At 70.7% G+C, this 25,422-nt stretch carries 20 protein-coding genes; 6 read left to right on the plus strand and 14 right to left on the minus strand.

The features are described 5' to 3' along the window. Positions 1-133 precede the first annotated feature (133 nt). Positions 134-1,588, plus strand: coding sequence for a cytosine permease (locus STRNI_RS13420; protein WP_277411317.1), 1,455 nt, complete (start codon positions 134-136; stop codon positions 1,586-1,588). Between the two features lie 85 nt (positions 1,589-1,673). Here STRNI_RS13420 and STRNI_RS13425 read toward each other — a convergent pair whose 3' ends face one another. Together STRNI_RS13425 and STRNI_RS13430 are read right to left on the minus strand one after the other, a co-directional pair. Next, positions 1,674-2,762, minus strand: a complete 1,089-nt coding sequence (locus STRNI_RS13425; RefSeq protein WP_159486003.1) for a branched-chain amino acid aminotransferase — start codon at positions 2,760-2,762, stop codon at positions 1,674-1,676. 362 nt (positions 2,763-3,124) lie between these two features. Then, on the minus strand, positions 3,125-4,165 hold the full coding sequence (locus tag STRNI_RS13430) for a 3-isopropylmalate dehydrogenase (RefSeq protein WP_026169208.1): 1,041 nt from the start codon (positions 4,163-4,165) through the stop codon (positions 3,125-3,127). A gap of 129 nt (positions 4,166-4,294) precedes the next feature. Here STRNI_RS13430 and STRNI_RS13435 point away from each other — a divergent pair, with 129 nt between their 5' ends. Beyond that, the gene (locus STRNI_RS13435; RefSeq protein WP_277411318.1) at positions 4,295-5,902 is read left to right on the plus strand and encodes a purple acid phosphatase family protein; all 1,608 of its coding nucleotides are present in this window, start codon (positions 4,295-4,297) and stop codon (positions 5,900-5,902) included. A gap of 171 nt (positions 5,903-6,073) precedes the next feature. Here STRNI_RS13435 and STRNI_RS13440 read toward each other — a convergent pair whose 3' ends face one another. After that, positions 6,074-6,205, minus strand: coding sequence for a hypothetical protein (locus STRNI_RS13440; RefSeq protein WP_018087223.1), 132 nt, complete (start codon positions 6,203-6,205; stop codon positions 6,074-6,076). Positions 6,206-6,554: 349 nt separating this feature from the next. On the opposite strand from STRNI_RS13440, the gene STRNI_RS41360 reads away from it, so the two are divergent. Together STRNI_RS41360 and STRNI_RS41365 are read left to right on the plus strand one after the other, a co-directional pair. Beyond that, positions 6,555-6,920, plus strand: coding sequence for a hypothetical protein (locus STRNI_RS41360; RefSeq protein WP_308432999.1), 366 nt, complete (start codon positions 6,555-6,557; stop codon positions 6,918-6,920). Between the two features lie 2 nt (positions 6,921-6,922). Continuing rightward, positions 6,923-7,195, plus strand: a complete 273-nt coding sequence (locus tag STRNI_RS41365) for a PDDEXK family nuclease (RefSeq protein ID WP_338149812.1) — start codon at positions 6,923-6,925, stop codon at positions 7,193-7,195. A 70-nt stretch (positions 7,196-7,265) separates the two neighbouring features. Here STRNI_RS41365 and pruA read toward each other — a convergent pair whose 3' ends face one another. Then, on the minus strand, positions 7,266-8,897 hold the full coding sequence (pruA, locus tag STRNI_RS13450; protein WP_018087225.1) for an L-glutamate gamma-semialdehyde dehydrogenase: 1,632 nt from the start codon (positions 8,895-8,897) through the stop codon (positions 7,266-7,268). Between the two features lie 163 nt (positions 8,898-9,060). Next, entirely contained in the window at positions 9,061-9,987 is a 927-nt protein-coding gene (locus tag STRNI_RS13455) for a proline dehydrogenase family protein (RefSeq protein ID WP_018087226.1), read from the minus strand. Between the two features lie 261 nt (positions 9,988-10,248). Between STRNI_RS13455 and STRNI_RS13460 the strand changes: the two genes are divergently transcribed. Further along, a complete protein-coding gene (locus STRNI_RS13460) occupies positions 10,249-11,616 on the plus strand; it encodes a PucR family transcriptional regulator (RefSeq protein WP_277411319.1) in 1,368 nt (455 codons plus the stop codon). A 121-nt stretch (positions 11,617-11,737) separates the two neighbouring features. Here STRNI_RS13460 and STRNI_RS13465 read toward each other — a convergent pair whose 3' ends face one another. From STRNI_RS13465 to STRNI_RS13505, 9 genes are all read right to left on the minus strand, one after another. After that, on the minus strand, positions 11,738-12,391 hold the full coding sequence (locus STRNI_RS13465) for an RDD family protein (RefSeq protein ID WP_159486007.1): 654 nt from the start codon (positions 12,389-12,391) through the stop codon (positions 11,738-11,740). Positions 12,392-12,626: 235 nt separating this feature from the next. Further along, positions 12,627-13,226: a TetR/AcrR family transcriptional regulator gene (locus tag STRNI_RS13470; RefSeq protein WP_018087229.1), complete on the minus strand. Its 600-nt coding sequence runs from the start codon at positions 13,224-13,226 to the stop codon at positions 12,627-12,629. A 152-nt stretch (positions 13,227-13,378) separates the two neighbouring features. Then, a complete protein-coding gene (locus STRNI_RS13475) occupies positions 13,379-14,026 on the minus strand; it encodes a PRC-barrel domain-containing protein (RefSeq protein WP_018087230.1) in 648 nt (215 codons plus the stop codon). 301 nt (positions 14,027-14,327) lie between these two features. Beyond that, a complete protein-coding gene (gene serA / locus STRNI_RS13480; protein WP_018087231.1) occupies positions 14,328-15,920 on the minus strand; it encodes a phosphoglycerate dehydrogenase in 1,593 nt (530 codons plus the stop codon). Positions 15,921-16,177: 257 nt separating this feature from the next. Continuing rightward, the gene (gene ilvC, locus STRNI_RS13485) at positions 16,178-17,176 is read right to left on the minus strand and encodes a ketol-acid reductoisomerase (protein ID WP_018087232.1); all 999 of its coding nucleotides are present in this window, start codon (positions 17,174-17,176) and stop codon (positions 16,178-16,180) included. Between the two features lie 102 nt (positions 17,177-17,278). After that, positions 17,279-17,803: an acetolactate synthase small subunit gene (gene ilvN, locus STRNI_RS13490; protein ID WP_018087233.1), complete on the minus strand. Its 525-nt coding sequence runs from the start codon at positions 17,801-17,803 to the stop codon at positions 17,279-17,281. A gap of 40 nt (positions 17,804-17,843) precedes the next feature. After that, complete coding sequence (locus STRNI_RS13495; RefSeq protein WP_018087234.1) at positions 17,844-19,715, minus strand: acetolactate synthase large subunit; 1,872 nt, start codon at positions 19,713-19,715, stop codon at positions 17,844-17,846. 207 nt (positions 19,716-19,922) lie between these two features. Next, a complete protein-coding gene (locus STRNI_RS13500; protein WP_159486011.1) occupies positions 19,923-22,841 on the minus strand; it encodes a putative bifunctional diguanylate cyclase/phosphodiesterase in 2,919 nt (972 codons plus the stop codon). 306 nt (positions 22,842-23,147) lie between these two features. Then, positions 23,148-24,110 (minus strand): 2-hydroxyacid dehydrogenase, encoded by a 963-nt coding sequence (locus STRNI_RS13505; RefSeq protein ID WP_274738296.1) that lies wholly within the window; start codon positions 24,108-24,110, stop codon positions 23,148-23,150. Between the two features lie 88 nt (positions 24,111-24,198). On the opposite strand from STRNI_RS13505, the gene STRNI_RS13510 reads away from it, so the two are divergent. Next, complete coding sequence (locus STRNI_RS13510) at positions 24,199-25,236, plus strand: aldo/keto reductase (RefSeq protein ID WP_018087237.1); 1,038 nt, start codon at positions 24,199-24,201, stop codon at positions 25,234-25,236. Positions 25,237-25,422: the final 186 nt, after the last annotated feature.

Below are 25,422 nucleotides of genomic sequence, written 5' to 3' on the forward strand. Positions count from 1 at the left end.
ATGCGGCGAGTAGAGCGCCGCTCCAATAGATCTCGCTGCGCGGCACGGCCCCGGCGAGCACTGTCCACAGCCCGGAGCACGGCGCACGGAGCGCTGCTCACACACTGTTGTCCGGCCTCTCAGGGGAGCCCTCATGCCGATCGAACAACGCGGAGTCGACACCATCCCGGACGAGGAACGCACCAGCGGCCCTCGCGACCTGATCTCGATCCTGCTCGGGTCGAACCTCGCCCTGGGCGTGGTGATCTTCGGTTGGCTCCCGGTCTCCTTCGGGCTCGGCTTCTGGCCCTCGGTGACCTCCCTGGCGGCCGGCACCCTCGTCGGCACCCTGCTGACCGCCCCGCTCGCGCTGGTCTCGCTGCGCAGCGCCACCAACCTCTCCACCAGCAGCGGTGCCCACTTCGGTGTGCGCGGCCGGCTGATCGGCTCGGTCATCGGCCTGCTGCTGTCGCTGGGCTACACCGCGCTGACCCTGTGGGTCGGCGGCGACGCGGTGGTGGGCTGCCTGCACCGGCTGACCGGACTGCCGACCGGCGGCGCGACCTACGCCCTGGTCTACGCCCTGCTGGCGGGCGCCACCGCCGTCGGCGCGGTCTACGGCTACCGGGTCCTGCTGCGGCTGAGCAAGGTGCTCGCCATCGGGCTGACCGTCCTGCTGGCCCTCGGCGTCGTCGCCTACGCCGACACCTTCACCACCGCCGCACCGCACGGCAGCTCGTATCTGCTCGGCGGCTTCTGGCAGACCTGGCTGCTGGCCGCCGTCTCCGCGGGCCTGAGCGGCCCCATCGCCTTCATCACCCTGCTCGGCGACTACAGCCGCTACATCTCCCCGCGGCGGCACAGCTCCAGGAAGGTCTTCGGCGCCACCTGTCTGGGCCTGATGGTCGGCCTGCTGGTGCCACAGCTCTTCGGGACGTTCACCGCGCTCGCGGTCGGTGCGGGCGCGGACTACGCGGGCCCGCTGGTGGCCGGCGCGCCGCTCTGGTACCTGGCGCTGCTGCTGCTCAACGCCTCGGCCGGCTCCGTCGGCAACGCCGGTCTGATGCTCTACAGCATGGGCCTCGACCTCGATGCGATCCTGCCGCGCGCGACCCGCACCCAGGCCACCTATGTCGTCGCCGCGACCGCGACCACGCTGGTCTACGCCGGCCACTTCCTGTGGGCGGCCCAGGAGGCGATGACCTCGTTCGTGCTGCTGATGACCGCCGTCGGAACGCCCTGGGCGGTGATCACCGTGATCGGCTTCGCCCGCTGCCGCGGCGCCTACGACCCGGAGTCCCTGCAGGTCTACAACCGCGGCACCCGCGGAGGCGTGTACTGGTACCGGGCGGGCTGGCACGTCCGGGCGACGCTGGCCTGGGCGCTGGGCTCGGCGGTCGGCCTGATGGGTGTGGACACACCGCTCTACCAGGGGCCGCTGCTCCCGCTGACCGGCGGCATCGACCTCAGCTTCCTGCTCGCGGCGGCCGTGGGCGGGGCCGCGTACCTGGCCCTGACCGCCCGGGACCCCCGTCCGGTGGCGGCGCTGCGCACCGCACCGCCCGCTCCCCCGGCCACCGCGGCGGAAATCGCCGCGGAGGCCGGCTGAGCCGGCCCGGACAGGACCGAGGCCGCCGCCGACGCGCTGTTGGGGGCGGCCTGGGTCATGTCCGGGCCCGCATACGGGGGCGGGCTCAGCCCAGCTCGTGCATCCAGCCGTGCTTGTCCTCGGCGACACCCCGCTGGATGTCGAGGAGCGCCTCGCGCAGCTTCAGCGTGACCTTGCCGGGCTCACCGTCGGACTGGGTCCACTCGCCGCCCGCGCTCTTGACCGTGCCGACCGGGGTGATCACGGCGGCCGTGCCGCAGGCGAAGACCTCGGTGAGGGTGCCGTTCGCGGTGTCGGTCTTCCACTGGTCGATGGAGACCCGGGCCTCCTCCGACGCGTAGCCCAGGTCGCGGGCGACGGACAGCAGGGAGTCACGGGTGACCCCGGCGAGCAGCGAGCCGGTCAGGGTGGGGGTGACGATCTTGTCGCCGTAGACGAAGTACAGGTTCATCCCGCCGAGCTCCTCGACCCACTTGTGCTCCACGGCGTCGAGGTAGGCGACCTGGTCGCAGCCCTGCGCGGCGGCCTCGGCCTGCGCGAGCAGCGACGCGGCGTAGTTGCCGCCGGTCTTGGCGTCACCCATGCCGCCGGGGACGGCGCGCACTCGGTTCTCGGACAGCCAGATGGAGACCGGCTTGACGCCGCCGGCGAAGTACGCGCCGGCGGGCGAGGCGATGACCACGAAGAGGTACTCGTTGGCGGGCTTCACGCCCAGGCCGACCTCGGTCGCGATCATGAACGGGCGCAGGTAGAGCGACTCCTCGCCGCCGTGCGCGGGCACCCAGCCCTTGTCCTGCTGGACGAGAAGGTCGCAGGCCTCGATGAAGGTCTCGACGGGCAGCTCCGGCATGGCCAGCCGGCGTGCGGAGGCCTGGAAGCGCCGGGCGTTGGCGTCCGGGCGGAAGGTGGCGACGGAGCCGTCGGGCCGGCGGTACGCCTTGAGGCCCTCGAAGATCTCCTGGGCGTAGTGCAGGACATTGGTCGCCGGGTCGAGGGAGAGCGGGCCGTACGGCACGAGCTGTCCGTCGTGCCAGCCGCGGCCCTCGGTCCACTTGATCGTCACCATGTGGTCGGTGAAGTGGCGGCCGAAGCCGGGGGCGGCCAGGATCTGCTCCCGCTCCGCGTCGGACAGCGGGTGCGAGGAGGGCTTGAGCTCGATCGTGGGCGTCGTCATGAATGCATGTCCTTCACTGCGTGTGCGATACCTGGGGGTACCTCCCAGCGTCGGCTGGGGAGCATCACCGGCCCAGCCCTCCGGCCGGGGGTAAGGGGTTCGGCCCCCACCGTGCGGTTGTGGCGGCCGCGCCCATGAGGGCTCTTGAACGTACCGGTCGTTACTGGGACGTCCGAGTTTCCTCGCGGGCAACGATGCCACGTCCGATTATCGCCCGTGGGTCCGCGCCGCCGGAACCGCGTGCGCGGTACGGGTCCGATGGTCGCACCCGACCGTGCCGTGCCCCCGGCCGGGCCCACGCGAACAGCGCCGGGCCCTGGGAGGCCCGGCGCTGTCCATGGTGCGTGAGTGCGCGAGGGGCCTCAGCCCGCTACTCGTGCGGCCAGCGCGTCACCGATCTCGTCGGTGCTCCGCGCCGATCCGTCCCTGGCCTCCAGATCGGTGGCCACGGCCTCCTCGATGCGGGCGGCCTGCGGCTCGTAGCCGAGGTGGCGCAGCAGCAGCGCGACGGAGAGGATCGTGGCCGTCGGGTCGGCCTTGCCGGTGCCCGCGATGTCCGGCGCGGAGCCGTGCACCGGCTCGAACATCGAGGGGAAGTCGCCGGTCGGGTTGATGTTCCCGGAGGCGGCCAGGCCGATACCACCGGTGACGGCAGCGGCGAGGTCGGTGAGGATGTCACCGAAGAGGTTGTCGGTGACGATCACGTCGAACCGCTCGGGCTGGGTGACGAAGAAGATCGTCGCGGCGTCGACGTGCAGGTAGTCGGTGGTGACCTCGGGGTACTCCTGGCCGACCTTGTCGAAGATGTTCTTCCACATGTGACCCGCGTACACCAGCACATTGTTCTTGTGCACCAGCGTCAGCTTCTTGCGCGGGCGGGCGTTGGCCCGCTCATAGGCGTCGCGGACGACCCGCTCCACGCCGTAGGCGGTGTTGAGGCTGACCTCGGTGGCGACCTCGGCGGGGGTGCCGGTGCGCAGGCTGCCGCCGTTGCCGGTGTACGGGCCTTCGGTGCCCTCGCGGACGACGATGAAGTCGATGTCGGGGCGGCCGGCGAGCGGCGTGGAGGTGTTCGGGAAGAGCTTCGACGGGCGCAGGTTGACGAAGTGGTCGAAGGCGAAGCGGAGCTTGAGCAGCAGACCGCGCTCCAGCACCCCGGAGGGTACGGACGGGTCGCCGATCGCGCCGAGCAGGATGGCGTCGTGCTGCTTGAGCGCCTCCAGCTCCGCGTCGGGGAGGGTCTCACCGGTCGCATGCCATCGCCGGGCACCGAGGTCGTACTCCTTGGTTTCCAGCTTGACGTCCTGCGGGAGGACCGCGGTCAGGACCTTCAGGCCCTGGGCCACGACTTCCTGGCCGATACCGTCACCGGGGATCACTGCGAGGCGAATGCTGCGAGACATGTCTGGACCCTACTCTCCGTCCCATTGATTGACACGTAACGTCCGCCATACGGACACATGGGGAGCCGGTCAGCTGCCGTTCACCCCATGTCCCCACTGAGGTCGGGTCACGCTGAGAAATTCGGCGGCATGACTGGAAATCCCCGTGGGGCCGCCCCCCTGCCCTCGCACACCCCCCGCGTCGGCATCCCGGAGCAGTTGGCGGCCCGGATGAGCATGCCGGAACAGCATGACTACCTCCGTACGAAGCTGAGCCGCAGAGGCCTGCTGCGTACCTCGGCCGCCACCGCGGGAGTCGTCGCGGGCTCCGGACTGCTGGCCGGTTCGGCCCAGGGCGTCTCGCCCACACTGCTGTCCTCGCCCACCACGGCCGCCGTCGACGGTTCGCTGGTCGCCCCCTTCGGCCGCCATCTGGCCTTCGGTGCCGACCCCAAGAGCCAGATGCGGGTGAGCTGGCAGGTGCCGTTCGCGGTCAAGCGGCCGTATCTGCGGGTGGGAATCGAGCCCTGGGACCTGGGGCGCAAGATCGAGGCCGAGGTCCGCGATCTGCACACCCCGTCGCTGTCCGCGAAGCTGCCGGCCGTGCAGCAGTACTACCTGCACGCCGCGCTGGACGGACTGCGCCCGGGAACGACGTACTACTACGGCGTCGGCCACGAGGGCTTCGACCCGGCCGACCCGCGCCACTTCTCCACCGTCGGCACCTTCCGTACCGCCCCGGCCCGCCCCGAGGCCTTCGTCTTCACCGCCTTCGGCGACCAGGGAGTGAGCTACCACGCCCTGGCCAACGACCAGTTGATCCTGGGTCAGAACCCGTCCTTCCACCTGCACGCGGGCGACATCTGCTACGCGGACACCGACGGCGACGGCTCCGAGCACGACGCCTACGACGCCCGGGTCTGGGACCAGTTCCTCGCGCAGACCGAGTCGGTGGCCAAGTCCGTGCCGTGGATGGTGACCACCGGCAACCACGACATGGAGGCCTGGTACTCCCCCAACGGCTACGGCGGCCAGAACGCCCGCTGGACGCTGCCCGGCAACGGCCCGGACGCCAAGAACGCCCCCGGCGTCTACTCGTTCACCTACGGCAACACCGCGGTCGTCGCCCTGGACGCCAACGACATCTCCTACGAGATCCCCGCCAACCAGGGCTACACCGACGGCCGGCAGACCCGCTGGCTCGACCGCCGCCTGGGCGAGCTGCGCGCCGCCGACGGCATCGACTTCCTCGTGGTCTTCTTCCACCACTGCGCCTTCTCCACCACCAACTCCCACGCCTCCGACGGCGCGGTGCGCGACGCCTGGCTGCCGCTGTTCGAGAAGCACCAGGTGGACCTGGTCGTCAACGGCCACAACCACGTCTACGAGCGGACCGACGCCCTCAAGAGCGGGCGGGTCGCCAAGAAGATGCCGATCGGCGCGAGCGTGGACACCACCCGCGAGGGCATCGTGTACGTGACCGCGGGCGGCGCGGGCCGGGCCCTTTACGACTTCCCCGTGCCGGACAGCTACGAGGGGCACGTCAAGGACCTCGACCACGTGGACACCTACCACTGGTCCAAGGGCCAGAAGAAGACCAAGGAAACCGTGGAGTGGTCCCGGGTCCGCTACACCGGCTACTCCTTCATCGCCGTCGAGGTCACACCGGGCCACCGCCCGCGGATGAAGGTCACCGCCCTCGCCGAGTCCGGCGAGCGCATCGACCACTTCGAGGTGACCCGCTCGCCCGCGCGGTAGCCAGGGGACGATCGCCTGTAGGGGCGCCCGGGATCCGGGCGCCCCGCACGTTCAGGACGCGTTCAAGAGAGAAAGAGCCACCGGGCCACGGACAGCCGGATCCGCCAGCAGCAGCGGCAGGGCATCGACGCCGGCCTGGACAGGACCGACCCGGGTCGCGCACGCATCGGCTCAGTGCCCGGTGGAGCCGCCGTTGTCACGGCGGTCGAGGGCACGCTGGAGGGCGGCCGCGGCATTCCTGCGGTCGGCGTCGCCGGTCGTACGGGCGGAGTGACGGGTCCTGCGGACGGCAGTCTCAGCCATGATTCACGTCTCCTAAGCCAGAGCCCCGAGATGAAATGGGATGCGTCGATCCACAAGCGGCCGGAAGAGGCGGGGGCCTCGGCACGGCAGGGGTCACCTGCGCTTGCGCACCGGGCCGCATCCGCACTCGCTCGATGGAGCGTTACGTTCGGCTCCTACAACGCTAGGACAGCTCGGCCGTGATGTCTGCACAATTACTTGGGCTTCCTACTATCTGAGACGGCAGGCGTGTGCTCGAACGAGTGATCCGGGAACATTCGCTGGTCATGGCGGTCCCGGCGCTCCCTAGCGTGGCGGTGTCGCTTGTGCCACCAGGCCGAGCCCGCCCGCACTGAGGAGGTGCTGCACCATGACCGCGCTCACGCAGGAAAAGCCCGTGACGACGCCAGAGGCCACGACACCCGGGCCCGATCTGGATGAGGTCCTGTGGCAGGCATGGAAAGCCATGGAACCCCCCGAGGGCCTTCACGCCGAGATCTTCGAGGGGTCCATCAAGGTGTCGCCCACCGGACGTTTTGCACACGGCCAGATCGCCAACCGGCTTCGCCGGGCCGTCGACAGGCACCTGGACGAGGGTGAATGGGCCGCGTACCAAGACATCAACGTCGTTCACGATCGCAAGGTCTGGATCCCTGACTGCTCATCGCGCCGGAAGACTCCGAGGCGCATGTCACCGATGACGGCATCGGCATCAAGGCGTCCGCCGTCCACTTGATCGTGGAGGTGCTCTCGCCAGGTCACGATGGCACCGAGCGTGACCGGGAGCCCAAGCGCCGTGCCTACGCAGGCGCCGGCATCCCCGTCTACGTCCTCATCGATGACTACGACGGCCACGGGACGGTCACCGTGCTCGCCGCACCGCGCCCCGACGAGGCGGTCTACACGGACGTGCACCGCGTGGCGTACGGCATCGACGTGATCATCCCCGAAGGCCCCGCCAAGGGCTTCGTCATCGGCGAGGCGATCACTGGCCCGGCGCGGGGCGCATGAAGCAACGCCGAACGGCCCGGCGCCCCCGGGGAGAGGGGAGCCGGGCCGTCGGCGTGCGGCCGGTCGGACGTCAGCCCATGTGCGGGTAGCGGTAGTCCGTCGGCGGGACCAGGGTCTCCTTGATGGAGCGGGTCGAGGTCCAGCGCATCAGGTTCTGCTTGGCGCCGGCCTTGTCGTTGGTGCCGGACGCGCGGCCGCCGCCGAAGGGCTGCTGGCCGACGACGGCGCCGGTCGGCTTGTCGTTGATGTAGAAGTTGCCGGCCGCGAAGCGCAGCACCTCACAGGTGCGGGCCGCCTCGGCACGGTCCTGGGCGATGACGCAACCGGTCAGGCCGTACGCCGAGGCGGACTCCATCTGGGTGAGCATCGCGTCGTAGTCGGCGTCGTCGTAGACGTAGACGCCGAGGATCGGGCCGAAGTACTCGTCCTTGAAGATCTCGTTCTCCGGGTCGGTGGAGACCAGGACCGTCGGGCGGACGAAGTAGCCCTCGCTGTCGTCGTACGTACCGCCGGCCACGACCTCGACGGTCGGGTCGGCCTTGGCACGGTCGATCGCCGCCTTGTTCTTGGCGAACGAGCGCTCGTCGATGACGGCGCCGATGAAGTTCGACAGGTCGGAGACATCGCCCATGGCGAGGGCGTCGACCTCGGCCGCGAACTCCTCCTTGAGGCCGCTGTTCCACAGCGAGGCCGGGACGTAGGCGCGGGAGGCCGCGGAGCACTTCTGGCCCTGGAACTCGAAGGCACCACGGGTCATGGCGGTCTTCAGCACGGCGCGGTCGGCCGACGGGTGGGCGACGATGAAGTCCTTGCCGCCGGTCTCGCCGACGAGCCGCGGGTAGGTCTTGTAGTTCTCGATGTTGATGCCGACCGTCTTCCACAGGTACTGGAAGGTCTTGGTCGAACCCGTGAAGTGGATGCCCGCCAGGTCGGGGTGGGTCAGTGCCACCTCGGAGACGTCCTTGCCGTCGCCGGTGACGAGGTTGATGACGCCCTTGGGCAGCCCGGCCTCCTCCAGCAGCTGCATCAGCAGCACGGCGGCGTAGGTCTGCGTCGGGGACGGCTTCCAGACCACGACGTTGCCCATGAGCGCGGGCGCGGTCGGGAGGTTGCCGGCGATCGCGGTGAAGTTGAACGGCGTGATCGCGTAGACGAAGCCCTCAAGAGGACGGTGGTCCGAGCGGTTCCAGACACCCGGGGAGTTCGCCGGGGGCTGCTCGGCGAGGATCTGGCGCGCGAAGTGCACGTTGAAGCGCCAGAAGTCGATCAGCTCACACGGGGTGTCGATCTCGGCCTGCTGGGCGGTCTTGGACTGGCCGAGCATGGTGGCGGCGGCCAACGTCTCGCGCCAGGGGCCGGAGAGCAGGTCGGCGGCCTTGAGGATGATCGCGGCACGGTCGTCGAAGGACATCGCGCGCCAGGCCGGGGCGGCGGCCAGCGCGGCGTCGACCGCGTCCTGGGCGTCCTTGACCGTCGCGTTGGCGTACGTGCCGAGACGGGCGGAGTGGTTGTGCGGCTGAACGACGTCGAAGCGCTCGCCGCCGCCCATCCGGTGCTCGCCGCCGATGGTCATCGGCAGCTCGATCGGGTTGCCGGCCAGCTCCTTGAGCTTGGCCTCCAGGCGGGAACGCTCCGGGCTGCCGGGGGCGTAGGTGTGGACCGGCTCGTTCACCGGCACGGGGACCTGGGTCACAGCGTCCATAGCGGCCGTGTCTCCTTCGATTTCGCTCGTCGGTTTTCGTACGTCGGTGGTGCGGCCGCGGCCGCTTCGGGTGGGCGGCTGCGGGCGGCGCCGTCCGGGAGCATCCCCCGGCTTCCAGCATCCACCCGCGCCCGCCTCCGCGGGGCGATCAGGCGCGAGGCGATCAGCCGCGGGTCGCCAGCGACCTCAAGAAGAACGCGAGGTTCGCGGGGCGCTCGGCCAGGCGGCGCATGAAGTAGCCGTACCAGTCGGTGCCATAGGGGATGTACACCCGCATACGGTGTCCCTCGGCGACCAGCCGCTGCTGCTCGGCCTCGCGGATGCCGTACAGCATCTGGAACTCGTAGTCGGCCGGCTTGCGGCCGTTGCGGTGCGCCAGCTCCTGGCCGATGGCCACCATCCGCGGGTCGTGCGATCCGATCATGGGGTAGCCCTCCCCCGCCATCAGGATCTTCAGGCACCGCACATAGGCCTTGTCGACCTCCCGCTTGTCCTGGAAGGCGACGGTCGCGGGCTCCTTGTACGCACCCTTGACCAGCCGCACCCGGGAGCCTTCCCCGGCGAGCGCATGGCAGTCGTCCTCGGTGCGGAAGAGGTAGGACTGCAGCACCGCACCCGTCTGGGGAAAGCGTTCCCGCAGGTCGGCGAGGATCGCGAGGGTGGAGTCGACCGTGGTGTGGTCCTCCATGTCGAGGGTCACGGTCGTACCGGCCTCGGCGGCGGCCTCGACCACCGGGGTGACGTTCTTCAGCGCCAGTTCGTGGCCGCCGGCCAGCGCCTGACCGAAAGCGGACAGCTTGACCGACATCTCGGCCTTGACGCCGAGTCCGTGCTCCTTGAGGGCCGCGGCCAGCTGGAGGTAGGCATCGCGGTTGCGCAGCGCCTCGGCCGGGTCGGTGATGTCCTCGCCCAGGTGGTCGAGGGTGACCTCCAGGCCTCGCGCGGCCAGGGACCGCACGGCCGCCATGGACTCGTCCAGACGCTCTCCGGCGACGAACCGGTCCACCACGGGCCGGGTGACCGGAGCGGCCGCCACAAGCCGGCGGATGCTGTCACTGCGCGCTGCGGCCAGGAGCACGGGACCCAGCATGGGCACCTCCACGATTCAGAGTGACAAGTACCGGGCGGACACCGGGCGGGCGAACGCGTCGGCAATATTGAGCCACCTGAAACTTAAGGATCGCGCTACTTCCCGGCCATCGACAGCTGTCACGCCTTCGTGGTCGGGATCTCAGACAGATGTATGAGAATGAGGGTGAGGTGACCGTGCCAGTGGTGACAGTGGTGTGAGAGGTGTCCGAGACACCGGCGATGCCGGTGGTGTGACGACAGGAGAGGAGCCGGGCGGCCGATGCGGGGCGATTACCAGCAGCTCGTGGACGAGATCTCGGCGGCGCTCGGCGCACCGGCGACGCTGGAGGACCGGGATTTCGGACTGATCGCGTTCGGCGCGCACGAGGGCGACGACGACGAGGTGATGGACCCGGTCCGCACCCGCTCGATCCTCCAGCGCCGCTCCTCGGCGGCGGTACGGGCCTGGTTCGAGGCCTTCGGCATCGCCCGCGCCAAGACCGCCCTGCGCATTCCGCCGGACCCGGCCGCCGGGGTCTTCAAGGGCCGCATCTGTCTGCCCGTACGCCATCGGGGCATCGTCCACGGCTACGTCTGGCTGCTGGACGACGGGCATCTGACCGACCTCGAACTGGGCAGCCGGGGCGCGCCGCCCGACCCGCGGATCGCGCAGGCGATGGAGACCGCCGCCCGGATCGGCGCCCTGCTGGCCGACGAGGCCCGCGCCGGGTCCGAACTCGGCGATCTGCTGCGGGAGTTGCTGGCCGCCCCGCCCGACGGACAGCCGGCCGCGGCGGCCGCGCTGCGCGATGCGCTGCGGGACAGCCTGCGCTTCACCCCGGGCGCCCCGCTCACCCTGGTCGCGGTGGTGCCCTGGGACACCTCGGACACCGACGCGGCGCCGCTGCCGAGCCTTCCGGGCCTGCTCGCGGCGTGTGCGCTGCCGGCGGGCGGCGGCCCGGCGGACGGCCCGGCCGCGGGCGCGGACGAGCCGGAGCCCGCGGCGCGCCCCGGCTCGGGACGCAACGGCCGCGCCGGGTCCACAGTCCTCCCGCACCCCGCTGCGCCCGTGCCCGCCCTGGCCGCGCTGGTGCGTCTGCGCGCGTCCGGCGCGTCCGCCCCGGCCCACACGGTGGCCGAACATCTGCTGCGCTCCCCGCGCGCGTCCGCCGGACCGGCCGAGGGGCGGGCGCCGCGCGGTGGCGCGCGCGGCGGCTCCGCGCATCCCCCGCCGCCGCGGCCGGGCGCCGCCGGAATCGGCCTCGGCACAAGGGAGTTGACCGACCTTCCGGCCACCTGGCGGGAAGCGCTGGACGCGGCCCGCGCGGCCCATGCCGAGCCCCGGCTGGGCCCGATCACCCAATGGGACGCCATCGGCCCGTACCGCATGCTGACCGCCCTGCCGGGCACCGCACCCGACCCGGCCATCGGCCCGCTGCTGGCCCCCGCCCACGCGGAACTCGCGCGCACCGCCGAGGTGTTCCTCGACTGCGCGGGCCAGGCGAGCCGCACCGCACACGCCCTGGGCATCCACCGGCAGACGCTCTACTACCGCCTGGGCCGGGTGGAGAAGCTGACCGGCCTCGATCTGGACGACGGCGAGCACCGGCTGCTGCTGCACATGGCGCTCAAGGCGGCGCGACTGTGAACGGTTCAGGACGGTCCGCCGTGAAGGGCGCGGGACGGTCCGCAGCCCCCTGCACAAGCCTCTGACCTCGGCCTTCGGGCCCGCGGAGAGCGTCCGTCCCCTCGCTCACCCGGCTCAGCGCTCACTCCGGTAGCGAGGCGGCCGGCGGACGGGGCGGGCGGAGCCGGTCCTCGGGGTCGGTGATGACCAGCGTGGTGGCCATCTTGTCCCACAGCTCCTGCCGGTTGCGGTCCCAGAGCAGCCAGAAGTAGGGGATGAGGAGAGTGACGGAGGCGAGGAGTCCGATGATGCCCTTGGCGATGAACTCACGGAAGAACATCCGCCACCAGCGGGCCGCGCGGGCCTCCGGAATGTAGATGACCCGCATGTGCAGCAGTTGCTTGGCCGGGGTCTGACCCCGCGGGAAGACGAGGAAGGCCCAGATGAGCCAGCCGATGTACAGCGTGCAGATCATCAGGAGGTTTTCGAGCAGGAACCCGCCGAACCGGAGCCCCACGGTGGACAGGTGTATCCCGTGCGGAAGCACCATGACCTGCCCGCAGAACTGACAGGTGAGCTCACCCTCCACCGGGCCCCCGCAGACGGGGCACACGGTGGGCGCGGCGACCGGGGCGTAGGCACGTGCGGACGCCGGTCCCCGCTGCGACCATCGCGGTGCCGGCCGCGGGCCGGTCCGAGGCGGGTGCTCCGCGTTCTTCTGCTCCGCCTTCTTCTGCTCCGCCTTCTTCTGCTCTGCCGACTTCTGCTCTGCCGGATCGTGCGGATTCTCGGTCATGCGCAGGCCCTTCGTCACCGGCATCCAGTGAGCAGGGACTGGCGTGCCGTGGAGGGTGGATCGGCCGCTCAGCACCCACGGGCGCCGGCCGGGTGGAGGGCCGGCCCTGTACTGACGGCCGCTCAACCACGGTTCACCACGCCCGCGGGCGTCGACTGCGCAACCTCTTCACTTCAGGACAGCACGCAGGACAAGCCGCCGCAAATCTCCACCGGACGGGCGCCCGGGGCCTCCGTCACTCCTTCTTCCCCAGCACCTCGCCCGCGGTGACCCGGCGCAGCGCGGTCGCCAGGTCCCGGCCGGAGGGCATGGCCTCCGGTGTGAGCAGCGACTGGACCATCAGGCCGGTGAGCAGGGCCTGATAGAAGGAGCCGACGACACGGGCCGCCTCCGCGTCGACCTCGGTGTCCGGCACCCCTTCGAAGACCGCGACGAGCCCCTCGCCGCCCTCCGGGAGCACCTCACCGATCGCCTCGCGCAGGGCCGCGTCGCGCGGCAGCAGCCCCAGCACCTCGACCTGCGCGGCGATGAACTCCCGTTCCGTGGCGATCCGTTGCAGGAACAGGTCCCAGACCGCGGCGAACCGCTCCAGCGGAGCGGCGTCCTCCGGCACCGCCTCGTCGGCGCCCGGCACCTGGGCGACACCGGCCCCCCACTCCTCGCTGGACGCGATGATCGCCTGGCGCATCAGGGCGTCCTTGGAGCCGTAGTGGTATCCGATGGACGCGAGGTTGGCGCCGGACGCGGCCACGATGTCGCGGGCGGTGGTGCGCGCGTATCCCTTCTCCAGGAGGCAGCGCTTGGCGCCCTCCAGAAGATCTTCACGGTGTCCCATGAGGGCAGCCTATCGCCGCACATACGCTCGTACCAGACACCCGTTTTAGACGTACGTATACGTCGCTTGTCGCGCCCCCGAAGGGCCGTGGCCGGAGAGCGGATGTGCGACCGCGGCCTTCGCCGCTCCCCGGGCCGGGCGCCCGACGCGGGTCAGCGCGGCCGGTCCGGTCCCTCGCGCCCGCCGCCCGTACCGTCGTCGCGCCCCTTTTCCCGCTCGCCCGGGTGGCGGCCTCTCTCGCGCTCCTCGGCGCCGGTCTCGGGCATCTGCTCCTTGCCGCGCGCGGTGTCGCCGGTGTCGCCCGCCTGCGGTCCGGCCCGGGTACCGGCTCCCGCGCCCGCGCCCGCGCCCGCCCCGGCCATCGGCCCCTCGATCAGCTTGTTGCGCTCGCCGCCCGTGGGGGTGGGAGGCCCGGTGTCCCCGGTCGCCCGGGGGCCGGGCCGGGACGTGGGGCCGGCCGCATCCGGGGCGGCCATGCCCGGCCGGGTCATCCCGTAGTGGCGGTACAGCTCCTCTTCCTCGGAGGGGTCGAGATGGCCGTTGGCGTCGATCCGCGGTGCATTCTTGATCGTGGCCTTGGCGTGCGGAACATGCAGTTCGTCGCCGGTCCGCCGGGCGCCGGCGAGCGGGATGAAGGTCTCCTTCATGCCGAACAGCCCGGTGCGCACCGTGATCCACTCGGGCTCGTTGGTGGCATCGTCCCGGTAGACCTGCTGGACCGTGCCCACCTTTGCACCGTCCGCATCGACCACGTGCAAGCCGGTCAGACTCTGCGGGGCGTCCCCCAGGGGTGCGTTCATGGCGTCTCTCTCCTTCCGCACGCACCGGCGGGGGCACGCGCAGTTCCCATTGCGCGACGCGAACATCTCCCCAGCGACTCGGGAGGACCGGCGGCCGACGGCCCCGGCGGCCCCACGACCGCGCCGACGGCCCCCGCGACCTCACCCTCGGATAGGCCATTCGGGTGAATGGTTGAGGTGTGAGACCTCGCCGGGCGCCCGGTCGCGGACCGCGACGGCGCCCGTACGATGCGGGCACGCAAACGGGCCCGGACCCCGCACAAGCGGGGCCCGGGCCCGTTGACCTGCGAAGACCTGGCGGTCAGTCGCCGAGGTTCACCGCGCGCACCGAGGTCGCGCCGATCTCCTCGGCGATCTCGCTGAGCACGTTCGGCGGAATGGTGTCGTCGACGGTCAGCGCGACCAGCGCCTCACCACCGACATCGGCCCGCGAGACCTGCATATTGCCGATGTTGATGCCGGCCTCGCCCAGGATCTTGCCGACGGTGCCGACGACACCGGGGCGGTCGCTGTAGCGCAGGAACGCCATGTGGTCGGCGAGCGCCAGGTCGATGGAGTGCTCCCCGACGGCGACGACCTTCTGGATGTTCTTGTGACCGGCGAGCGTGCCGGAGATCGACACCTCGTCGCCGCCCGCGAGGGTGCCGCGCACCGTCACGACGTTGCGGTGCTCGGGCGACTCGCTGCTGGTCGTCAGCCGCACCTCCACGCCGCGCTCCTGCGCGAACAGCGGGGCGTTGACGTAGGAGACCGTCTCGTCCACGACGTCCTCGAAGACGCCCTTGAGCGCGGAGAGTTCCAGCACCTTGACGTCGTGCTGGGTGATCTCGCCGTACACCTCGACATCGAGGCGCATGGCGACCTCGCCGGCCAGCGCGGTGAAGATCCGGCCGAGGCGCTCGGCCAGCGGCAGTCCGGGCTTGACGTCCTCGGCGATCACCCCGCCCTGGACGTTGACCGCGTCCGGCACCAGCTCGCCGGCCAGCGCCAGCCGCACCGACCTGGCGACCGCGATACCGGCCTTCTCCTGCGCCTCACCCGTCGACGCACCGAGGTGCGGGGTGGCGACGACCTGGTCGAACTCGAAGAGCGGCGAATCGGTGCAGGGCTCGGTCGCGTAGACGTCCAGGCCCGCGCCGGCCACCCGGCCCTCCTTCAGCGCGCTGGCCAGCGCCGCCTCGTCGACGATCCCGCCCCGCGCGGCGTTGACGATCCGGACCGACGGCTTGACCTTGTGCAGCGCCTCGTTCCCGATGAGACCGACGGTCTCCGGGGTCTTGGGGAGGTGCACCGTGATGAAGTCCGAGACCTGGAGCAGCTCGTCGAGCGTCAGCAGCTTGACGCCCATCTGCGCGGCACGGGCCGGCTGGACGTAGGGGTCGTAGGCGACGACCTTCATGCCGAACGCCGACATCCGCTGGGCGACCAGGACGCCGATCCGGCCGAGGCCGACCACACCGAGGGTCTTCTCGCTGAGCTCGACGCCGGTGTACTTGCTGCGCTTCCACTCGCCGTTCTTCAGGGCGGTGTTGGCCTGGGGGATGTTGCGGGCCGTGGCGACCAGCAGACCGCAGGCCAGCTCGGCGGCGGTGACGATGTTGGAGGTCGGGGCGTTGACGACCATCACGCCGGCCTTGGTGGCGGCGGAGACATCGACATTGTCCAGGCCCACACCCGCGCGGGCGACGACCTTCAGCTTCTTGGCGGCGGCAATGGCCTCGGCGTCGACCTTCGTCGCGCTGCGCACGAGGATGGCGTCGACATCGGCAATCGCGGGGAGCAGCTCGGCGCGGTCCGCGCCGTTGCAGTGCCGGATGTCGAAGTCCGGACCGAGGGCGTCGACCGTGGCGGGCGACAGCTCTTCGGCGATCAGTACGACAGGTTTCGAGCTCACGTGGTCTTCAGTCCTCACTAGTCCTTCGCGGACGGCCGTCCCGACGGCCGAAGGCGGTGAAGGGGGCATGCCGCGTGGAAGACGCACGACGCTGTGAGCCTGACGCGCTTGTGCTTGGCAGTGTAGTGGCGGTGGGGGGCGCGTCCTGTGCCGATGCGGAAGGATCACCCGTGCGTGGTTCTACGCGGCGGACAAGGCGCCGCGGGGCGCCATGGACGAGGGGGCCGCAGCATCGCCGCGACCCCCTGTCCCCGGGCTTACGCCTCGTCGTCCACCCAGCTCATCAGCTTGCGGAGCTTCTTGCCCGTGGTCTCGAGCAGGTGGTCCTCGTCGGCCTTCTTGTACTCGTTGTACTTCGGCAGACCGGCGTTGTACTCGGCCATCCAGTTGTTGGCGAAGGTGCCGTCCTGGATCTCGGCGAGCACCTTCTTCATCTCGGCCTTGGTCTGGTCGGTGATGATGCGGGGACCGGTGATGTAGTCGCCCCACTCGGCGGTCTCGGAGACCGACCAGCGCATCTTCTCCAGGCCGCCCTCGTACATCAGGTCCACGATCAGCTTCAGCTCGTGGAGGCACTCGAAGTACGCGATCTCCGGCTGGTAGCCCGCCTCGACCAGGGTCTCGAAGCCGGCCTTGACCAGCGCCGAGGCGCCACCGCAGAGCACGGCCTGCTCACCGAACAGGTCGGTCTCGGTCTCCTCGGTGAAGGTGGTCTTGATGACGCCGGCGCGGGTGCCGCCGATGCCCTTGGCGTAGGAGAGCGCCAGCTCGAACGCCTTGCCCGAGGCGTCCTGCTCGACGCCCGCGATGCACGGCACACCGCGGCCTTCCTCGTACTGGCGGCGGACCAGGTGGCCCGGGCCCTTGGGGGCCACCAGCGCGACGTCCACGTTGGCCGGCGGCTTGATGAAGCCGTAGCGGATGTTCAGACCGTGGCCGAAGAACAGCGCGTCGCCGTCCTTCAGGTGGTCCTTGATGGACTCCTCGTAGACCTTGGCCTGGATCGGGTCCGGCACCAGGATCATGATGACGTCGGCCTCGGCGGCCGCCTCGGCCGGCGTCACCACGCGCAGGCCCTGCTCCTCGGCCTTGGCCTTGGACTTGGAACCCTCGTGCAGACCGACCCGCACATCGACGCCCGAGTCACGCAGCGACAGCGCGTGGGCGTGGCCCTGGCTTCCGTAGCCGATGACCGCGACCTTGCGGTTCTGGATGATGGACAGGTCGGCATCGTCGTCGTAGAACAGCTCGGCCACTTCGGGTATCTCCTTGGATCTAGCGGGGTGCCCACACAGTACGTCGGGCGGGGCGGGGAAAGGCGGTGGGTCTCGCCATACGGTCCGGTCGGACCGCGGCGGTCAGGCCGTACGGTCCAGTGCGCGCAGCGAGCGGTCGGTGATGGACCGGGCGCCTCGGCCTATGGCGATGGTCCCGGACTGCACCAGTTCCTTGATGCCGTACGGCTCCAGCATCTTGAGCATCGCCTCCAGCTTTTCACTGGATCCGGTGGCCTCGATGGTGACGGCCTCGGGCGAGACGTCCACCGTCTTGGCGCGGAAGAGCTGGACGATCTCGACGATCTGCGAGCGGGTCTCGTTGTCGGCGCGGACCTTGACCAGGACCAGTTCGCGCTGGATGGCGGAGCCCGGCTCCAGCTCGACGATCTTCAGAACGTTGACGAGCTTGTTGAGCTGCTTGGTGACCTGCTCCAGCGGCAGCGACTCGACGCTGACCACGATGGTGATGCGGGAGATGTCGGGGTGCTCGGTGACCCCGACCGCGAGGGAGTCGATGTTGAAGCCGCGGCGGGAGAACAGGGCGGCGATCCGGGCGAGGATGCCGGGGGTGTTCTCCACCAGGACGGAGAGCGTGTGCTTGGACATGGTCTTCTCTCTTCTTCCGTGCGTCCGTGACGTCCTGGGCTCAGTCGTCTTCGTTGTCGCCGAAGTCGGGACGCACGCCCCGGGCGGCCATGACCTCGTCGTTGGAGGTGCCGGCGGCGACCATCGGCCACACCTGGGCGTCCTCGTGGACGATGAAGTCGATCACGACCGGGCGGTCGTTGATGGCGTTGGCCTTGGCGATGACCGCGTCCAGCTCCGCCGGGTCCTCACAGCGCATCGCGACACAGCCCATCGCCTCGGACAGCTTCACGAAGTCCGGGACGCGGGTGCCGCCGCTGGCCTTGCCCGCCGTCACCAGGCCGTTGGACTCGGGGCCGCTGTGCAGCACGGTGTTGGAGTAGCGCTGGTTGTAGAACAGGGTCTGCCACTGGCGGACCATGCCCAGCGCGCCGTTGTTGATGATCGCGACCTTGATCGGGATGTTGTTGAGCGCGCAGGTGACCAGTTCCTGGTTGGTCATCTGGAAGCAGCCGTCGCCGTCGATCGCCCAGACCGTACGGTCCGGCTGCCCGGCCTTGGCGCCCATCGCGGCGGGGACGGCGTAGCCCATGGTCCCGGCGCCGCCGGAGTTCAGCCAGGTCGAGGGCTGCTCGTAGCCGATGAAGTGGGCGGCCCACATCTGGTGCTGGCCGACGCCCGCGGCGTAGATGGTGTCGGCGGGGGCGAGCTCGCCGATCCGCTCGATGACCTGCTGCGGGGAGAGACTGCCGTCCTCCGGCAGGTCGTAGCCGAGCGGGTAGGTGTCGCGCCAGCGGTTGAGGTCCTTCCACCAGGCGCTGTAGTCGCCCCGGTGGCCGGCGTCGTACTCGGCCTGGACGGCGACGATCAGGTCGGCGATGACCTCACGGGCGTCACCGACGATCGGCACGTCCGCGGCACGGTTCTTGCCGATCTCCGCGGGGTCGATGTCCGCGTGCACGACCTTGGCGTACGGCGCGAAGGAGTCCAGCTTGCCGGTGACCCGGTCGTCGAAACGGGCGCCGAGGGTGATCAGCAGGTCCGACTTCTGCAGCGCGGTGACGGCGGTGACCGCACCGTGCATGCCCGGCATCCCGACGTGCTGCGGGTGGCTGTCGGGGAAGGAGCCCAGCGCCATCAGGGTGGTGGTGACGGGGGCGCCGGTCAGCTCGGCGAGCACCTTGAGCTCGGCGGTCGCGCCGGCCTTCATCACGCCGCCGCCGACGTAGAGCACCGGGCGCTTGGACTCGACGATCAGCCGGGCGGCCTCACGGATCTGCTTGGCGTGCGGCTTGGTCACCGGGCGGTAGCCGGGGAGCTCGGTGTGCGGCGGCCAGGCGAAGGTGGTCTGTGCCTGGAGCGCGTCCTTGGCGATGTCGACCAGGACCGGGCCGGGGCGGCCGGTGGCCGCGATGTGGAACGCCTCGGCGATCGTCCGGGGGATCTCGGCGGGGTCGGTGACCAGGAAGTTGTGCTTGGTGATCGGCATCGTGATGCCGCAGATGTCCGCTTCCTGGAACGCGTCCGTGCCGATCGCCTTGGACGCGACCTGACCGGTGATCGCGACCAGCGGGACGGAGTCCATGTGGGCGTCGGCGATCGGGGTGACGAGGTTGGTGGCACCCGGACCCGAGGTCGCCATGCACACGCCGACCTTGCCGGTGGCCTGCGCATATCCCGTGGCGGCGTGACCGGCGCCCTGCTCGTGACGCACCAGGACGTGCCGGACCTTCGAGGAATCCATCATCGGGTCGTACGCCGGAAGGATCGCACCGCCGGGAATGCCGAACACGGTGTCGGCCCCGACCTCCTCGAGCGAACGGATGAGGGACTGCGCACCCGTGACGTGCTCGACGGTGGCGGGCTGCTGCGGTCCGCCGGCGTTACGGGCCCGCGGCTGCGGATGGTGGGCCCCGGAGGCCTGCTCGGTCATCTGCGTCTCTTCTCGAAGCTGAGGGTTTTGACGGGATTTGTGAGGTTGCTGTGCAACAAAAAACCCCCCGTGCCAGGTGGCAAGCGAGGGGAGCGCGTCGGTGCGATGAGCTGGTTTCGTCAGGGACCAGCTTCAGCCGACGCGCTTTCCAAGTACGAGAATTCGGGTGCGCATGGCACTGACCCTCCCCCCGCCGTGCACCGAGTGTCAAGTGGGTGGGACGGAGGTCTCACTATTTGAGCGCAATGGCGGATGCACGAGCGATTCCGGACCCACGGGGCCGCCCTGCCGGGCGGGCAGACCGCTGCCGGTGAGCACCACCGCGCGGCCCTGGCCCGCCACGTCCGGCACCGGATAGTGGGCGTGTGTCAGGGACCGCCGCAGCCGGTGTTCGTCGAGCGGCCCGGAGAAGGCCGCGCCCATGCCGTGCGTACAGCCCATGGAGCGCAGCGCGAGGACCTGCTCGGGCAGATCGACGCCGTCCGCGACGGACTGCATGCCCAGGTCGCCGGCGATCCGCAGCAGCCCCGCGGTGATCTTGTGCAGCCGGGCGGACTCCACCACACCGTCCACCAGCCCGCGGTCCAGCCGCAGTACGTCGACCGGGAGCCGGCGCAGCGCGCTGATGGCGGCGTACCCGCTGCCGAAGCCGTCGAGGGCGATCCGTACGCCCAGCCGGCGCAGCGCGACCAGCCGGCGCTCCAGGTCGTCCAGCGGGATACGGGGATCGCTTTCGGACAGCTCCACGACGAGCGCGCGCGAGGGCAGACCGTGCCGGGTGAGCAGCGACTCGACACCCTTGGGGGACAGCGCGTGGTCCAGCAGCCGGCGGGCGGAGAGCCGGACGGCGACCGGGACCGGATAGCCGGCCCGGTGGCGCGCCGCGGCCTGCTCGACGGCCTCCTCCAGCTGCCAGCGGTCCAGCTCCGCGGCGCGGTCGCCGTCCTCGGCGAGCCGGCCGCGGTCGCCGACCCGCAGGAATTCGGCCGGGGTGAAGAGAATGCCCTGGGCCGAGCGCCAGCGGGCGTGTGCCGCGACCGCGGTGACCTGTCCGGTCGCCAGCTCCACCACCGGCTGGTGCAGCAGCGCGAACGCGCCGTCGGTCAGGGCCGTACGGAGTTTGCCGGCGAGCTCGGCGCGGTGCGCGACCTCGTTCTGCATCTGCGGGGCATAGAGCTCCACCCGGCCCTTGCCGGCCTGCTTGGCGCGGTACATCGCGAGGTCGGCGTTGCGCAGCAGGCCCGCGGGGGTCACCCCGGGGTCGGCGAAGGCGACGCCGATGCTGGCCGCCACCCGCACGTCCCGGCCGTCGATGCGGTACGGCTCGGAGAGCTTGATGCGCAGCCGGTCGGCGATCTCGTGGATACGGAACTCCCGGGCGGCCCGGTCGCGGGTGCCGTCGCCGGTGATCAGCGCGGCGAACTCGTCGCCGCCCAGCCGCGCCGCTATGTCGCCGGAGCGCACCGAGTCGGCGAGCCTGCGGGCCGCCTGCACCAGCAGTTCGTCGCCCGCCTGATGGCCGATGGTGTCGTTGACCTGCTTGAAGCCGTCGAGGTCGATGTAGAGCACGGCGGTGTCGTGGTCGCTGGCCCGGCGGCCGGTGACGGCCTGGGTGACACGTTCGGTGAACAGCGCGCGGTTGGGCAGGTCGGTGAGCGCGTCGTGTGAGGCGTTGTGCTGGAGCTGGGCCTGCAGCCGGACGCGTTCGGTGACATCGCGGGAGTTGAAGATCAGGCCGCCGTCGTGGCGGTTGACCGTGGATTCGACGTTCAGCCAGCCGTCGCCGCCGGAGCGTTGCTCACCGGCGCGGAAGCGGCATTCGATGCGGGTGGTCGGTTCCTCCTCGGGGGACGCGGCGAGGAATCTGCGGACCTCGTGCACCACCCGGCCCAGGTCCTCGGGGTGGATCAGCGAGGCCAGTTCGGAGCCGACCAGTTCCTCGGCGTCGCGGCCGTAGACACCGGCGGCGGCCGGGCTCACATAGCGGAGCACACCGGTCGGGGCGGCGATCATGATGACGTCGCTGGAGCCCTGCACCAGGGAGCGGAAGTGGTTCTCCTTCTGCGCCAGCTCCTGGGTGAGGGTGATGTTGTCGAGCAGCATGATGCCCTGGCGGACGACCAGCGCGAGGACGACCGTGCAGCCGGTGAAGAGCACCACGCGGTCGATGCGCCGCCCGTCCAGGACGTTGGTGAGGATGCCCAGCGTGCAGACGGCGGCGGCGAGATACGGGGTGAGCGCGGCGAGCGAGCCCGCGATGGGGCGGCTGCCGTGCGGCTGGAGCCGGCGGGCCGCGGGCTTGGCCTCCTCCGCGGTGCACTCCTCACCCGCGCGGCGGGCGACCCAGGGCGCGTACGCGAGCAGCATCGAGCCGGCGAACCATCCGGCGTCCAGGATCTGGCCGGAGCGGTAGTGCTCGCGCAGCAGCGGCGAGCTGAACACGGCGTCGCACAGCACCGTCAACGCCAGCGCCGCGACAGCGGTGTTGATGGCGGAGCGGTGCACCGAGGAGCGCCGGAAGTGCAGCGCGAGCACCATGCTCACCAGCACGATGTCCAGCAGCGGATAGGCCAGCGACAGTGCGCTCTGGGCCACGCTGCGGCCCTGGAAATGGGCGGTGTGCGCGAGCGCGAGGCTCCATGAGAGAGTGACCAGCGACCCTGCGATCAGCCAGGAGTCGAGACCCAGGCAGACCCAACCCGCCCTGGTCACCGGCCTCTTGGCGAGCACCAGCAGGCCCACGATGGCCGGCGGTGCGAACAGCAGGAAACAGAAGTCGGCGAGGGAGGGGCTGGGTACCGTGATCCCTTCGATGACCTCGTACCAGCCCCATACGCCGTTGCCGAGGCCGGCCATGCAGGAGGACGCGGCGAACAGCATCCAGGCCGGACGGAACCGGCTGCGGCGCTTGCGTGCGTACAGCCCGCAGGAGACGGCCGCCAGGAACGCCGCGAAGCTGAGGCCGAAGTCCCCCATGATGGCCGCGACTTCGGGCGATCCCCAGCCGAACGCGGCGCCGATGGCATAGCCGCCGCAGACCACGGCCAGCACGATCTGGGGCACCGCGCTCGGTGGACTGCCGGCCGACGCCGGCGGCCTGGAGAGCATCGCCCCGGGGGCGCTCACCGGATTCTCCCGCTCACCCGCACCGGGCGCCGTCGCGAGCGATGCTCCTGGGGTCCTCGCAGTATTCCCGCGGGCGCTCGCGGATCGTGCTTCTCGCTACTCGTCCATCGGCCGTACATCGCCCGTCGCCCCCCTCGAGTCCCGGATCGTTCGCACGCGCCGCGTCTTTCCCGGCGTCGTCCCCGCTCGGGACGATACACCAGTTCCGTCACTCAGGGACATAGCGTCTCTACGGAGCGTGACTAAGAGCGAAGGGCGAACACTCCTTGCAGTCGTACGGCCTCGTAGCGCTACGCGCAACTGCTCTCAGTGGGCGGTGGCGACCACGTTTCGCAGGGGCTCTCCGGCCGCGAAAAGCGTCAACTGGTCCCTCAGCAGCCGCTTCGCACGGGGCAGAAAGGCAGAGCTGGGGCCGGCGACGTGTGGAGTGATGAGTACGCCGGGAGCGTGCCACAGCGGATGTCCGGCGGGCAGGGGTTCCGGGTCGGTGACATCGAGCGCCGCGTACAGCCGTCCGGATTCCAGCTCGGCGAGCAGTGCGTCGGTGTCGACGACTCCGCCGCGCGCGATGTTCACCAGCAGTGCGCCGTCCTTCATCCGCCCCAGGAATCGGCTTCCTACCAGGCCACGGGTGGCGTCGGTGAGCGGAGTCGCCAGCACGACGACGTCCGCGTCGGGCAAGAGGGCGGACAGGTCGGAGAGTGGATGCACAGGACCGCGCACTGTGTCACGCGCGGTGCGTGCGATGCGCACGACCCGCGCACATTCAAAGGGTGTGAGCCGGTCTTCGATGGCACTGCCGATCGAACCATAGCCCACAATGAGGACCGACTTGTCGGCGAGCGCCGGGCGGAAGTCCGGCCGCCACTCCCCCGCGTCCTGGGCCCGGACGAAGCCCGGGATGCCGCGCAGCGCCGCGAGGATCAGGGTGAGCGCCAGCTCCGCGGTGCTGGCGTCGTGGAGCCCGCGGGCGTTGCACAGTTGGGCACCGGACGGCATGTCGGACAGCCCCGGGAGTATGTGGTCGATGCCGGCGGTGAGCGTCTGCACCGCCCGTACCCGGCTCATCCGGGCCAGCGGGCTCAGGAGGATCTCCGGGCTCTTCATATAGGGAACGGCATAGAAGGCGCACCGGGCGGGGTCGGCCGGGTAGTCGGGGCCGGCGTCCCAGTGGACGTAGTGGAGACCGTCGGGGAGGCCCTCGATCTCGTCGGGCGGGATCGGGAGCCATACGTCGCGTGCGTCGGTGCGCTGGTCCGGTGTTGCCATGCCCCGAGGCTATGCGAAGAGACGTTCTGTTCAGACGTTAGTTTGGTCTGGCCCTTGACCGGGGGCGAGGGGACGGAGGCACAACCAGGTGGAGCGCAGGACAATCGGTGCGGCGGCCCTCGAAGTGGGCGCCATCGGACTCGGCTGTATGCCGATGAGCTGGGGGTACACCGAGTCGCAGCGCAGCTTGGACAGCTCGCTGCAGGCCGTGCACACCGCGCTGGACCGGGGCTGCAGCCTGCTGGACACCGCCGACATGTACGGCCCGTTCACCAATGAGCTGCTGGTGGGGCGGGTGCTCAAGGAGCGGCGGGCGGACGCGTTCGTGTCGACCAAATGCGGACTGCTGGTGGGTGAGCAGCACATCGTCGCCAATGGGCGGCCCGGCTACGTCAAGCGGGCCTGCGATGCCTCGCTGCGCCGGCTGCAGACCGACCGTATCGACCTCTACCAGCTGCACCGGGCCGATCCCGAGGTGCCCATAGAGGAGACCTGGGGGGCGATGGCGGAGCTGGTGGCGGCCGGGAAGGTGCGGTCGCTGGGGCTGTGCGCGGTGGGCGCACGGGCGGTACGGCCGGCCCGCACGGCCCGTACGGAGCGGCGGCCGGCCGGCGCGGGGCGTCGCCGCTCCCGGATGCACGACGGCACGCTGGCCCAACTGGAGCGGATCCAGCAGGTGTTCCCGGTCAGCAGTGTGCAGGCCGAGCTGTCGGTGTGGTCGCCGGAGGCGCTGGAGGCGCTGCTGCCGTGGTGTGAGTCGCGGGGTGTCGGCTTCCTTGCGGCGATGCCGCTGGGGAACGGCTATCTGACCGGCACCCTCACCCCGGGGCAGGGCTTCGAACGGGAGGACATACGGGCCCGCCACCCCCGCTTCACCGCGGAGATGATGGCCGCGAACCAGCCGGTGGTGGCCGGGCTGCGGCGGGTCGGCGCCCGCTACGGTGCGACGCCGGGGCAGGTGGCGCTGGCGTGGGCGCTGGCGCAGGGCCGGCATGTCGTCCCGGTACCGGGCACGAAGAAGGAACGCTGGGCGGCGCAGAACGCCAAGGCGGTGGATCTGACGCTCACCCGCGAGGATCTGGCGGAGATCGCCGCGCTGCCGCCGGCGCGCGGGTCCTGGTACTAGGGGGCGTCTTCGCCTGAGCCCGTTCCCCCGTCCGGCCGCGGCGAGGCGTCGCCCCGTGAGCCCGACGCGCCCGCCACGGGACCTGCCGCGCCCGGTCCGGTCCGCGGGCCCGCCCCGCTCGCGGCCCGGCCGGCCGCGCCGGATCATGGCAGGTGGGAGTGGCTCCGGAACGCACAGGGCGCGGCG

The organism is Streptomyces nigrescens (assembly GCF_027626975.1).
In the GTDB taxonomy this organism is placed as follows: domain Bacteria; phylum Actinomycetota; class Actinomycetes; order Streptomycetales; family Streptomycetaceae; genus Streptomyces; species Streptomyces nigrescens.